The organism is Roseibium suaedae (assembly GCF_900142725.1).
Classification (GTDB): Bacteria; Pseudomonadota; Alphaproteobacteria; order Rhizobiales; family Stappiaceae; genus Roseibium; species Roseibium suaedae.
In genome coordinates this window covers 302,359-315,387 of sequence record NZ_FRBW01000004.1, presented here as the reverse complement: position 1 = coordinate 315,387, position 13,029 = coordinate 302,359, and the positions used below count along the sequence as shown (strand labels likewise).

Below are 13,029 nucleotides of genomic sequence, written 5' to 3'. Positions count from 1 at the left end.
CTGCCTTGATGGCGCCTTGCCGGGAGGGCCGGTCTTGAACCGCATCAGCAAACCGTTGCTGCAGCTCGCCGAGGCTGTGGCCGCCTTCATGATGGCAGCGATGTTCGCGACTTTCATCCTGCAAGTCGTAATCCGCTATACAGCCCGGATTGTCTGGATCCCGGATACCTTTCCGTGGCTGGAGCCGTCCAACTTCGGCTGGACGCTGGAGTTCTGCCTGGCACTCTGGCTCTGGCTGGTGTTCTGGGGCAATGCCTTCGTGGTCCGGGACCAGGACCATGTGTCCTTCGACATTCTCTATTTTGCCGTGCCGGACCGTGTCCGCAGGGGCTTCATCATTGTCACCGGTCTGGCGATCGGCATCGGTCTGCTGCTGTCGATCGATCCGACCTGGGACCGGTTCAAGATCCTGCGCCTGAAGAAGACCGCCACCCTGTCCGACCTGTTCGGCGACTGGATCCGGATGCGGGACGTCTATGCGATCTACATCCTGTTCCTGATCGCCGTGCCCGCAAGGTACTTCTGGCGCGTCTGGCAGGCGTTCCGCAGCAGCATGAGCGAACCCCAACACACAAGCGAAGGACGGCTGGACGAATGAGCCTCGCATTTCTTCTCTGCCTGGTGGTGCTGTTCGTGATCGCAGCGATGGGCGCGCCCATTGCCTATGCCATCATCGTTGGCTCCTTCGTCTATCTGGCGGCCAGCGGCCAGAGCATCGGCGTTGCCGGCAAGGTCCTGGTCGACGGACTGTTCCAGAGCTTCATCCTGCTCGCCGTACCGCTGTTCATCGTCGCAGCCAACATCATGAACGCGGGCACGATTTCCGACCGGCTGCTGCGCTTCTGCATTGCCCTGGTCGGCCGTTTCAGAGGCGGGCTCGGTCACGTCAACATCCTGGCCTCCCTGGTCTTTTCCGGCATGTCCGGATCGGCGGTGGCCGATGCGGCGGGCATCGGCAAGATCATCATCGAGATGATGACCAAGTCCGGCCATTACACGCGCGGCTATGCAGCCGCGATCACCGCGGCCTCCGCCACCATCGGCCCGATCATTCCGCCCTCGATCCCCATGGTGCTTTACGCGCTGGTCTCCAACAGTTCGATAGGCTTTCTGTTCCTGGGGGGCATCCTGCCGGGTCTGCTGATCGGCCTCGTCCTGATGCTGCTGAACGGCTGGATTTCTCACCGCCGCAAGTTCGCTCTGGAAGAGCCGATTGCTCTTGCCGAAGTTCCGAAGCTCACGTTCGAGGCCTTTCCGGCCCTGCTGATGCCGGCAATCCTGCTCTACGGCATCTATGGCGGCGTCACGACACCGACGGAAGCGGCTGCCGTTGCCGCGCTCTACGCCCTGATCCTGTCGGCGGTCTTCTACCGGGCCCTGAAACTCTCGACCTTCTATTCGATCCTGGTCTCCAGTGCCCGGTCCTCCGCCTCCGTCGGCATCGTGATCGGCGGCGCGCTGATCCTGAACTACATCGTGGCCTCCGAGAACATTCCCAATCTGGTGGCACAGGCCCTGGTCGGGCTGGATGTGTCGCCCCTGACCTTCCTGCTCTCGGTCAATGTGCTGATCCTGCTGCTGGGCTGCGTCCTCGATGCCTCGACCATCATTCTGGTGATCATTCCGTTGTTCCTGCCCGCCTGCCGCGAGCTGGGCATCGACCTGGTGCATTTCGGCGTGGTCGCCGTGGTCAATTGCATGATCGGTCTGATCACGCCGCCCTACGGCATCCTGCTTTTCGTCATCAACGCCGTCACCGGCATCCCGCTCGTCGAGATCATCCGGGAAATCTGGCTGTTTCTCGCCGTTCTGGTGTTTGCCCTCCTGCTCCTGATCCTCTTCCCCGGGATCACCCTGTTTCTCCCGCAGCTCTTTGGATACGCCGGCTAAGGAAGCCGGAAGCCTTCTGCGTTCCTACAAGGACTTTCGAGACATGCCGCACGCTCTTACTGGCATCTTTCCCGTCGTAATCACCCCCTTCCACGATGACAACACCATCGACTGGGAGGGCTATGAGGCCCTGCTCGAGTGGTATGTCGCCAAGGGCGCAAGCGGTCTCTTTGCCGTCTGCCAATCCTCGGAAATGCAGTTTCTCTCTCTCGAGGAGCGTCGGGACCTCGCCCGTTTCACGGTCGCAAAGGTGGCTGGCCGCATACCGGTTGTTGCCTCCGGCCACGTCTCTGCCAGCGAGGATGACCAGAAGGCCGAATTGAAGGCCGCAGCCGACGCAGGCGTCGATGCGGTGGTGCTTGTCACCAACAGGCTGGATCAGGACCAGAAGGGCGGCTGCACCCTGACCGATGCGATCACCCGGTTGCTGGGCGCCCTGCCCTCCGACCTGACCCTTGGCCTTTATGAGTGTCCGGCCCCCTACCGCCGGCTTCTGACCGACGACGAACTTAATTTCTGCGCCCAAAGCGGCCGCTTTGCCTTCCTGAAGGACGTGTCCTGCGATCTTGACGCGGTCAAGCACCGGCTGAACCTGACGAGGGGCACGCCCCTTGCCATCAACAACGCCAATGCCGCCATTGCCTGGCCCGCCATTCAGGCGGGAGGACAGGGCTTCTCAGGGGTGATGAACAACTTTCATCCGGACCTTTACCGCTGGTTGATGGATCACGGTGCAAAGCATCCGGGCCTCGCAAGCGAACTGAACACCTTCCTGGTGCTGTCCGCCATGTCCGAGCCGATGGGTTATCCGAAGCTTGCCAAGGAATATCACCGCCGCATCGGCACGTTCAAAAGCACCCACAGCCGCACGGTTTCCTTCGACATTTTTGAGAAGTTCTGGGGCCTCGCCCCGATCCTCGACCAGATCATGGCCGGTGCAGACCACTTCCGCGCCCGCATCAAGGCGCTCTGAACCTACAGACGCGGTCCGGGAACCCGGGCCGCTTGCCGCATCCAGATCAGAAAATCGAGATCCCGGCCCGGCCCTGAAGGGCCGGTTCCGGATAAGCCTCGGTGCTCAGCAGCCATTCTCGGTGAGGTGATCGAAAAAGGTCGAGCCGCTGTAGTCCTTGCGAAAAAGGCCCTGCTCGGTCAGGGCGGGAACGGTTTCGCTCAGGAACAGACTGACCGCATCCATGGAGCCGCCCGGGAAGCCGACGAAGCCGTCGATTGCGCCGGAGTGTGCCCAATCCCGGATTGCGTCCACCGCATCCCCCGGCGTGCCGATCACCAGCCAATGGGCAGAACCAATGACCTCCGGACGGCGCAACAGATCTGCTACCGTCGGCTCGTCCCGCTCGATCATCCTCCGCAGCAGACCCGAATGGGTGCGGCTGCGCACCTTCTCCGGCGGCGGCGGCAGGTCAGACGCTTTCACCTGCCTGTTTTCCGGCCAGTCCGAGAGGTCCAGGCCGGTCATTTCGCGCACCGTTCCGAGACTGCGGGCACGGCTCACCCGGGCGTTGGTTTCGGCAAAAAGCTCCTGCGCCTCTGCGCGGGACGACGCAAGATAGAGGCTCAGGCCCGGCAAGACCCGGATATCGTCCCCCTTGCGTCCATGGCCTTCCGCACGGCTGCGCAGATCCTTCCGCAAATCCAGTGCTGCCGTCTTGTCCGGAGTGGAGGCAAAGATCGCATCGGCAACCGAAGCGGCAAAGTCCCGCCCGGCTTCAGACGCGCCTGCCTGGACGAGAGGAACCGGCGCCTTGCCGAAATTCGGCAGGTTCAACGGCCCCTTGACTGAGAAGAACGGGCCTTCGTGATCAATCGGCCGGACGAGACCCGCATCGGCAAAGCGGCCTCCATCCCGGTCCAACGACAAGGCCTCGCGTGGAAAGCTTTCCCAAAGGCGCTTTACGACTTCCGTGAACTCAGCGGCGCGGGCATAGCGCTCTTCCGGGCTCGGCATTTCCGAAAGGCCGAAATTGCCGTTCCCATCCAGGGCCGTCACGATGTTCCAGCCGGCGCGGCCATTGCTGATCCAATTGAGGGACTGGATCTGGCGGGCCACGATATAGGGCGGATAGAAGGTCGTTGAAGCGGTCGACAGCAACCCGATCTTCGAGGTTCCGTGCGCGATTGACGCCAGGAGCATGCTCGGGTCGAGGCTTGCGAAGCCGGAGCCGCCCTCAAGCAGGCCGGTATGAAGAAACAGGGAATCCGGCAGAAAGGCGAAGTCGATCTTGGCCGCCTCGGCGCGGCGCGCGATATCCAGATAGAAGCCGCTGCTGAACAGTCCCTCCACCCCGCTATCCGCTCGCCTCCAGGCGTCGCCGCTGAGCCAGGTCGGCGCAAGGGACATGCCGATATGCAATTGTTTTGAAGGAGCCATGGAACTGCTCTCGCTTGAATTGGGAGGGAGGTGAAAGGCTGGCTTAGGATTTGCTGGCGCGTTTCGGATGGTATAAAGACTTCTGCATTGCAGAAGGTCAAGAGGTCAAAAGTGCTGGAAACGCGACAGTTAAGCGCAGCCTATGGAAGCACCGCGGTCCTGAGCGATGTGTCCATCCGGTTCCCGAAAGGGCGGCTGACAGCCGTGGTTGGGCCGAACGGTTGCGGCAAGTCCAGCCTGCTGAAAGCGATCATGGGATTTCTCCCGCTCACCGGCGGTGATGTGCTGCTGGACGGTGAGCCGGTCGCAGGCATCAGCCGGAAGAAGCTCGCCCGGCGGATCGCCTACCTGCCCCAGGAATGCTTCTGTCCCGACTACATGACCCTTGGCGAGTTGATCGAACTGGCCGGCTATGCCCGCTACTCCCTGGGCGGCGGCCCGACGGAGCGCGACAGGGCGCTCTACAGGCAGGTGCTGGAGACCGTGGGACTGAGCGACCGGGCCGGTTTTCCGGTCAACAAGCTCTCCGGCGGCCAGCGCCAGAGAGCCTGGATTGCCATGGTTCTGGCGCAGGACACGGACGTGGTCCTGATGGATGAACCGGTCAATCATCTCGACATGAAATACCAGTTCGCCGTGCTTGAGCTCGTCCGCGATCTGGTCGAAACCCATGGCAAGACAGTGATCACGGTTCTGCATGACCTGAACCTGACCACGGCATTTGCCGACGAGGTTGTTCTTCTAAGGGCGGGAACCTGCATCAAGGCCGGTCCGGTGGCCGAAACGATCACAAGCCGCGCGATCGAGGATGTCTTTGGCCTGAAGACACAAATCTTCCCGCGGGACGGCCGTCTGGTCTGCTTCCCGGAGCGCACCGGATCGGCAGGGGCGTCATGATGGAGCGGCGGGGGCTTTTCCTCAGTCTCTCAGGGCTTCTGCTTGCGCTTGTCCTGCCGTTGCACCTCTTCTTCGGCTTTTCTCCGGCCTCCTTACCGGGTTTGGCGCTATCCCTCGTTCATTTCGAGGTGAATAGCTATGAGGATGCCGTTCTCCTGTTTCAGCGCCTGCCGCGCAGCGTGATTGCGGTCTATGCCGGAAGCATCGCGGCAGCCAGCGGGTTTGTGCTGCAAAGCCTGGTGCGCAATCCCCTGGCCTCGCCCGCAACGCTTGGCGTCAATTCCGGTGCGGCGCTGTTTCTGGTCGCTGCCGCGCTTCTGCTTGATGCAGACGCCGCAGTGCAAGGTCTGGCAGCTCTTGCCGGGGCGATTACCGGCTTCCTGGCCTGTCTGGCGGTTGCGAGGTTTGCCGGCCGCCGCAATGATCCGCGCGGCCTGTCGCTGATCCTGTCCGGAGCTCTGGTGTCCATGCTGTTTACCGGCATGACCAATGCACTGCTCCTGTCTGATCCTGCCAGACGGGCGGATTTTCTCAGCTGGGTGACCGGCAACATCAACCACGTCTACATCGACCGCCTGGCCATGTTCTGGTGGATTGGAGCCGCTGCCGTGCTCGTCCTGCTGTTGCTGGCCCGGCCCCTGACACTGATCCTGTTTGGCGAGGACAAGGCGGCCTCAGCCGGGGTGAATGTGCCTCTGGTGTCCCGCGCTGCCATCACTGCCGCAGTCCTGGGCACTGGATCGGCCGTTGCTGTCTGCGGGCCGATCGGCTTCGTCGGACTGGTGATCCCCCATATCGTCCGCCCCTTTGCAGGCAACAATCTGGTCCATGCCCTGCCCGCATCGCTTCTGTGCGGGGCAAGTGCCTGTCTCCTGGCGGACCTTCTGGCCAGAGAGGCGTTCCAACCTTTTGTCATCAACACCGGACTGGTGACCGACCTCGTTGGCGGCATCGTCTTCATCGTAATCGTCAAACGGTTCTATCTGTCTGCCGGCAGCAGGGAAGCAGCATGATCAAGATGACAAGAGCGACGGATGGCAAACGGGTGCTGCGCCTTGCCAATGGCCTGCAGCTTGGAACCGGCAACCTGCTCGCGGGCCTCTTCCTGCTTCTGGCGGCCCTGACCCTCGCCGCGGCCTCCACCGGCCTCGGGCTGACACACACAGGACTGTCAGATCTGGTCCGCTCCCTTTTCGGAGAAAACCTTGCCGGAGCAGAAGACTTTGCGCTCTGGACAGTCCGTCTGCCGAGAATCATTCTCGGCTTCATGGTGGGCTGGGCCGTGGCCCTTTCGGGCGCGATGCTTCAGTCGATTGCCAAGAATCCGCTCGCCGATCCGGGGCTTTTCGGGTTCAGCCAGGGTTCCATGCTGATGATCATGCTGCTTCTGGTGCTGATGCCCGCCGCGCCCAAGAGCATGGTCACGCTTGCCGCCCTTTTCGGCGGCCTGAGTGTCGCCGCTCTTCTGCTGTGGCTGGTCGGAGGGGAACGGTCCAGCGGGCTCTCCATCGTTCTCATGGGCATCGCAGTCGAGACGGTGCTGTCGTCCTTCGGCGCCCTGCTGCTGCTCTATCTGCCAACGGAAACCTCCATTGCCCTGTCCGAGTGGCTGGCTGGCTCCCTGTTTCAGGCCAACTGGTCCATCATCGCCTTCTTTGTACCCCTGTTTGCGGCAAGCGTGGTTGCGGCCTTCCTTCTGGGGCCGGCCATGGCGGCTTATGACCTCGGCACCAACATGGCGATGGCCCTTGGCGAACCGGTGCGCCAGTCACGGCCGCTGGTTCTGCTGGCGGCCGTCGTGCTGAATGCCGCCGCCGTTACCGCCGTCGGTCCTTTGATCTTCCTCGGCGTGCTCGCGCCCCACATCGCAAGCTTCCTCTCCCCCGCAGTGGCGCGGGCGCGGCTGTTCCTGTCCGGTCTCATGGGGGGCATTCTGGTCATTGCCGCAGATGCCCTGACGCGGAGCACCGATGGCGCCCTGCCCTTGCCCCTTGGTCTCGCACTCACCCTGGTTGGCGTTCCGCTCTTCATCCTCACGCTGCGCCTTCAGGCGTTGCGCAAACTCCAGTCCCATTGAAAGGCACCTCTCATGCGTTTTCTGGTCCCCTGCCTAGCCGCAACGCTGCTATCGGCGGCTCCTGCCCTCGCGGATGGGCGGACAGTCACCGATGATGCTGGCCGGACGGTTACCCTGCCCGAACATCCGGCCCATATCGTCGTGATGCATGAGCCTCTGCTTGGCATCCCGCTGATGGATATCGGCGTCGGCATCACCGGCAGCTTTGGCCGCAAGGATGACGGCAGCTTCGTCATTGCGGTCGACTTCATCGACAGCGTTCTGGGAGAGGGCCATCCCAAGCCGAAAGGCTTCGGTCCGGTCGGTCAGCTGGATCTCGAAAGGCTGCGTGCCCTGGAGCCGGACCTGATCCTGGCTTCCGAACTGGATGCCGGCAAAGCCGATCAGCTTGCCACGGTCGCACCGGTCTATTTGCAGAACGTGGGCAGCGCGAAAGTCTATGGATTTGACGTGGAAGAGGATCTTGCGGCTCTGGTCGGACGGGAAGATGCCTTTGCTGCCCGCAAGGCCAGCTACGAGAAGCAGCTTGAAGCCCTTCGCGCCAACCTTCCGGAAAGCGCGGACGGCAAGACATATCTCGCCATCTTCCTGACGGACCAGCTCAATGTTGTCGGGAATTCCACGGGCCTCGTTCAGGCCGTTGAGGACCTGGGCTACAAGCGGCTCGATGTCGGGGCTCCGAGCGGTGCTGCCCCCGCAGGGGGAGGCATGATGCTGATGCCGCTGAGCGCGGAAGAATTCGGCAAGCTCAACCCGGATGTCCTGATCCTGCTCAACAGCTACATGGGCGGCGGGCGTGATGAAGCAGGCACCCGCGCGTCCCTGAGCAAGATCGTGCCCGGCTGGGACAAGTTCATGAAACCGGCTCTCGAAGACCGGGTCCTTTTCGTTGATCCCGCCAAGGTGATCACGCCGAGCGTGGCAAGCGCCGAACACATGCTGACGGCAATGGAAAGCTGGAGTGCCCGGAAGCGCTGAGACCGCTCGCAGCTTAAAAATAATTGATCTGAACCCGGACCGCCTCACCGCGGCCCGGGTCTTTTTTTGCCCGATGTGATGAAACCGCCGGTAGTCCTGCAGGTCTCGCGGCGCAATAAAACTTGAGTATTATATACAAGTTTTATTGCGCCAAATGGGTGCGCTTGATACAAGATGCAACTTCGATCTGCTCACTCAAAGAGCTCATCCGCGGCCGCGGGCAATTGTCCGGCTGATTGTGCCGCCGAGTTTTCCAGGCAAGCAAACAACACCCAAACTGACTACCGGAGACAGCCATGACCGGAGCTTTCGACCGTCTGCTGACGGCCACTGAGTTTGTGCGCTTTGATGAGGACCTCAAGTCGCTTGAGCAAAATGCCCCCTCCCCCGCCTCGACGGTCGCTCCGGCCGAAGCCGTGACCCGCCATCAGGAGCGGATCTGGCTTGCCCAGCAGCAGGACCAAGCGCCGGTTCTCCGTCACGCAATTGCCTACCGGATCGCAGGCAAGCCGGATATTGCCCGGCTGCTGACCGCCTTTGACACTCTCACAAAAACCGACCCGGAACTCTCGATGCGCTACAGGTTCAGCGAGGACGGCGAGCTTCTGAAGGAACCAGTTCCAGATGGCCGGGGAACGCTTGAGATCCTTCAGGCCAAGACCCGGCAAGAGGCCGTTGCACTTGTTCTTGCCCATCAGAAAGCCCCCTGGATCAGCGAAACAGAAGCTCCGTTCAAGGCACTCCTGATCTTCTGTGGCGGGGAAGTCATTCTGGGGCTTCTTATGCATCGCATCCTGGAAGAGACCAATTGCCCCGAGGAAATCCTCGACAATCTGGCGAGGGCCTATGACAACAAGGCGCTGATGCAGACCAGCCGGAGGGAGCCGCTTGAGCTCGACCTCAGCCGGGTCCTTGCCGCGCCTGTTGCATGGCTTCATCAGGAGGCACCTGGAGATGACGGCCCCATCACCGCCTTTGGCACGGCCGATGTCACCACCAGCCTTGATGCCAGTCTTGCAAGACGATTTGGCGCCCGTCTTCCGCCAGCACTGGCGCAGGATCTCTTCGGGGCAGAGCAGGACACACTCCATCTGCTTGCTGGAATTGGTGCAAGATTTGCCCGTTTTGTTGCGGCACTCGGAGGTCACGAGACGGTTCTCGCGGTCTTCCCGGGCGCCCCTCAGGACCAGCTTGGCGATCAGGCCGAAGCCTTTGCCGGCGGGAACCTGATCCCCGTTCCGGTTTCAAGCCGGGCAACACTGGCCGAAGCGGAAGCTGAAGTTCTGGCCCAATTGCAAAAAAAGGGCGGCACCAGCCCGCAGCAGGCAGATGTTTCTCCGGCAACAGTCCCTGCCGTACATGTGCGCTGGCTCACCGACCTGCATCGCTTCTTCAGCACCGGCAGCATCACGCTGGAACGCCTGCCACTGCCGACCCATGAGGCCCGGCGTGGCCTGGATCTGGCGGTTGGCCGCGGTCCGGACGGGGAGATTGTCCTTGAACTGGTGACGGGACAGGACATCAGACCTGCCGGAGGGGCGCTGCTTCTGGACCTCTTTGCCGGTTATCTGAGAAGCGGGATCCTGCCAGCCATCTCCAACGATTTGTCTCTGGCCGATCCAGTCCCCTTTGCTCCGGAAGCTTCCGCAGACAAGGAGAGGGATGCCATTCAGGCGGCCATCCTCCAGGAATTCCGCGATGCGCTGGCAACACCGGATCTTGCAGCATCAGATGACTTTTTCGATTTCGGCGGCCATTCGCTTGTCGCAACCCGCATCATCGGCCGCCTTCTGCACAATCATTGCATCGAGGTGCGCTTCAACGACCTCTTCAGCAACCCGACAGCGGCGGGACTGGCGCGTCATGCCCGCTTCACCGAAGGCTCAAACAAGGTCATCGGCAACGGCAACGTCGAGGTCCACCTTGCGCAGGCCGATGATGCCAACGCGCCTCTGGGATTTGCGCAGATGTCGCTCTGGAAGATCTATTCCGCCTTTGGGTATGGCGAGATCTTCAACCTGCCCTTTGCCCTGGATTTCCTCGATCCGGTTGACGAGGCCATTTTTGGCGAGGCGTTCCTCGATTTGATGAAGCGCCATTCCGGTCTCAGAACGCTTTATTTTGAGACGGAGACCGGCGACGTTCATCAGGAAATTGTCCCGGCCCGCAAGCTCGATGCCTACAAGTGGTTCTGGCGCAGCGAGGAAAGCGCTGGCGTGGACCGGAACGTGGAAGCGGCCTATCGCTTCGACCTGTCCAAGGAGCTTCCGGTCCGTCTTCGTTTCCTGCGCGATCCGGCGACCGGACGTCAGACGTTGTCTTTCCTGTTCCATCACCTCGCTCTCGATGAGTGGTCGGTGAACCTCCTCATGGATGAACTCGCCACCGCCTATAGTGCGCGAGCCGGTAGTAAGGCCCCCACCTGGAGCAGCCAGCCCGCTCCGTTCATCGACTTCGCACGCAAGCAGGTTCGCGAAGGTGTTGCGGATAACCATCTCGCCTACTGGACGGATATGCTGCAGGATGCTCCCCGGGAGCTGACCTTGTTTGAAGACGGCCCGCAAGAAACCTCGCAGGATGGATCCGTTGCCGGCGGCTGGGTCGAGATGCAGCTGGATCACACTGTTTCCGAGGGCCTTTATGCACTGGCCAAGGAGAATGGCGCGTCTCTCTTCAATGTCGTCTATGCAGTCATCGCCACCTCGCTTCAAAAACTGGGAGAGCTCAGCGACCTGGTGATCGGCACGTCTGCATCGGGCCGGACGGATTCCGACTATTTCGACACGATCGGCTACTTCACCACGGTCGTTGCGCACCGTGTCCGGTTTGCCCGCGATGCCTCCGTCCGGGAATTGATCGGCAGCGTGAAAGACATGATCAACGGCTCGATGCCTTATACGGACATTCCCATCGATCTGGTCGAGGCAGCGCTCGGCATGACACCTGGAAAGGACCACCTGTTCGATGTGTTCATCCAGATCCACGCCCGGAACAAGCTGAATGGCAGCCTGACCGGTCCTGACGGCCGGACAATCGACTTCCGCCAGGTTGATCCCGACAAGCATGAATCTCACCTCGGACTGCAATTCGAGGTCATGGAAGAAGTCATTGGCGCAGACCGGATGATCCGGGTTCTGATGAGCTATCAAACAAGGCGGTACTCAATGGCACAGGTCGAAGAGATCCGGTCCTGCGTGACTGGCATGTTCGAACATTTTTCCCGGCCGGACGCCTCGAACCGGAAACTGGCCGCTCTGCCCAGAGGCTGACAAGCTCTACAGCTGCAACAAAAACCGCCCCGGACGCTTCATCCGGGGCGGTTTGTTTTTCAATCTCTTGAACGGGTCAAATCCGTCTGCCTGCTACATCGGAAAGCATTTTGCAGCCAGATCGGCAGCATCCTGCACGGTTGCCCGAGGAACCGGGACGAGGCTGCCAACCGGGTGGTCAAGCATTTCAGGGACAAGCAGGCGTGCCAGGAACGCGGGAAGGTCCCGGGCGTGGCGGTCGAATTCCGCTTTCCCGGTCAAGCTTGGATCCGCGTCCAGCTGAAGGGTCAGCCCGCCCGCATCCGCCTCGCCCCGGAAAGTCAGGTTGAAGCCATCCGCAGGTCCGCTGCCCAGAATATGACGCCCTGATTTGCAGCCAGTGAAAACCGGCGAGTTGAACGGCAGCACATTGATCAGGGGCGAAAAGAAGTAGCGGCTTCCATCCATCAGGCCCTGATCCTTGGAAATCTGCTCAATCCGGAACCGGCTGTGCCGCCTCTGCTGCCTCATCTCCCCTGCACTGCGCTTCAGAAATGCGGACAAGGCTTCGCTTTTCCGCGTCTCGACCTGGAACGGCAGGATATTGACCAGAAGCGCAGGCAGATGCGCGCCAACGCTGCCCCAACGGCTCATGAAGGGCAGCCACAAGGTCACTTTATCGCCAGCCTGGCGTCGGTTTCCCGGACCTTGGCCCAGAAGATAAAGGCTGCACAAGAGCGTCAGAAGATCCGGCCAGCCGAGGTCGAGATCCCGCGCAATGGTCCGCAGGTCTTCGCTGACCCCCTGCGGGAAGGAGACCTGTGCATGCAGTCCGGGCCCGCCGTAATCTTCATCGCCCCGCTCCAGAACCTCGATGTCCTTGGTCTGGTTGAAATAGTCCGACCAATAAGCCCTGTCCGCTTCCCATTGATGACTGGCCTGATAGCGGTCTTCCTCTGCAAGAAAACTGGACAGTGAGTGAAATGGCAGACCGGGAAGCCCTTGCCCGAGAGAGTGATTGTAGAGTTCGGCGCATCGCTGCTCGATCAGGGCGAGGCCGTAGCCGTCGACGATGATGTGATGGGCGCGGATGTACCAAAGGTAGCGCGTGTCTGTGACCCGGTAGAGGACATGAGCTGACAGCCTGTCCTTCCTGAGGTCAAGCCGGGCGGCAAGATCCTCTTCCATTCGCGCAAGCGCAACAGCCATCGGATCGGCCTCGGTGCGCAGGTCTTCTACCGTCAGGCCGGGCATGAACTCCGGGTCGCAGACCTGCGTGGGCTCATTCACACCGTCCGCCCTGAACCTGACAGACAGAATTTCGGCTTCCCGGATGGTTTGCGCAATCGCCTGCTTCAGCAGCGCCTCGTCGACTTGCCCATCAAGCTCGATGTAATGCGCCACGGTCGAAACCGGCTGATCGGGATGGAAGGTGAACTCCTCCCAGAAATCGAGTTGCGGCAACGTCAGCCGCATCCCAGAGCTGGTTGGTCCAGGGGTCGGGCTGGTGGCTGGTCCAATGTCCGACATGAACAGTACTCCTTGTG

Annotated in this window: 10 protein-coding genes; 8 read left to right on the top strand and 2 right to left on the bottom strand. The window is 61.3% G+C overall.

The annotated features are described in order from the left end of the window. Positions 1-34 precede the first annotated feature (34 nt). Genes BUA94_RS17860 through BUA94_RS17850 form a run of 3 tightly spaced genes read left to right on the top strand, consistent with a single transcriptional unit; the run spans position 35 to position 2,863 of the window. On the top strand, positions 35-598 hold the full coding sequence (locus tag BUA94_RS17860) for a TRAP transporter small permease (RefSeq protein ID WP_235860634.1): 564 nt from the start codon (positions 35-37) through the stop codon (positions 596-598). After that, the gene (locus tag BUA94_RS17855; RefSeq protein ID WP_073014683.1) at positions 595-1,890 is read left to right on the top strand and encodes a TRAP transporter large permease; all 1,296 of its coding nucleotides are present in this window, start codon (positions 595-597) and stop codon (positions 1,888-1,890) included. The genes BUA94_RS17860 and BUA94_RS17855 overlap by 4 nt, the downstream gene beginning before the upstream one ends. 43 nt (positions 1,891-1,933) lie before the next feature. Then, a complete protein-coding gene (locus BUA94_RS17850) occupies positions 1,934-2,863 on the top strand; it encodes a dihydrodipicolinate synthase family protein (protein ID WP_073014682.1) in 930 nt (309 codons plus the stop codon). Positions 2,864-2,968: 105 nt separating this feature from the next. Here the strand turns inward: BUA94_RS17850 and BUA94_RS17845 are convergent, their stop codons facing one another. Then, positions 2,969-4,282: an NtaA/DmoA family FMN-dependent monooxygenase gene (locus BUA94_RS17845; protein ID WP_073014681.1), complete on the bottom strand. Its 1,314-nt coding sequence runs from the start codon at positions 4,280-4,282 to the stop codon at positions 2,969-2,971. A gap of 111 nt (positions 4,283-4,393) precedes the next feature. Between BUA94_RS17845 and BUA94_RS17840 the strand changes: the two genes are divergently transcribed. From BUA94_RS17840 to BUA94_RS17820, 5 genes are all read left to right on the top strand, one after another. Beyond that, a complete protein-coding gene (locus BUA94_RS17840) occupies positions 4,394-5,179 on the top strand; it encodes an ABC transporter ATP-binding protein (RefSeq protein WP_073014680.1) in 786 nt (261 codons plus the stop codon). Then, on the top strand, positions 5,179-6,192 hold the full coding sequence (locus tag BUA94_RS17835) for a FecCD family ABC transporter permease (protein WP_073014679.1): 1,014 nt from the start codon (positions 5,179-5,181) through the stop codon (positions 6,190-6,192). The genes BUA94_RS17840 and BUA94_RS17835 overlap by 1 nt, the downstream gene beginning before the upstream one ends. Then, positions 6,192-7,256: a FecCD family ABC transporter permease gene (locus BUA94_RS17830; RefSeq protein ID WP_073014906.1), complete on the top strand. Its 1,065-nt coding sequence runs from the start codon at positions 6,192-6,194 to the stop codon at positions 7,254-7,256. The genes BUA94_RS17835 and BUA94_RS17830 overlap by 1 nt, the downstream gene beginning before the upstream one ends. 12 nt (positions 7,257-7,268) lie before the next feature. Continuing rightward, positions 7,269-8,234, top strand: coding sequence for an ABC transporter substrate-binding protein (locus BUA94_RS17825; RefSeq protein ID WP_073014678.1), 966 nt, complete (start codon positions 7,269-7,271; stop codon positions 8,232-8,234). Between the two features lie 296 nt (positions 8,235-8,530). Continuing rightward, positions 8,531-11,503, top strand: a complete 2,973-nt coding sequence (locus BUA94_RS17820; RefSeq protein ID WP_073014677.1) for a condensation domain-containing protein — start codon at positions 8,531-8,533, stop codon at positions 11,501-11,503. A gap of 93 nt (positions 11,504-11,596) precedes the next feature. Here the strand turns inward: BUA94_RS17820 and BUA94_RS17815 are convergent, their stop codons facing one another. Further along, positions 11,597-12,958, bottom strand: a complete 1,362-nt coding sequence (locus BUA94_RS17815; protein ID WP_073014676.1) for a condensation domain-containing protein — start codon at positions 12,956-12,958, stop codon at positions 11,597-11,599. Between the last annotated feature and the right edge of the window lie 71 nt (positions 12,959-13,029).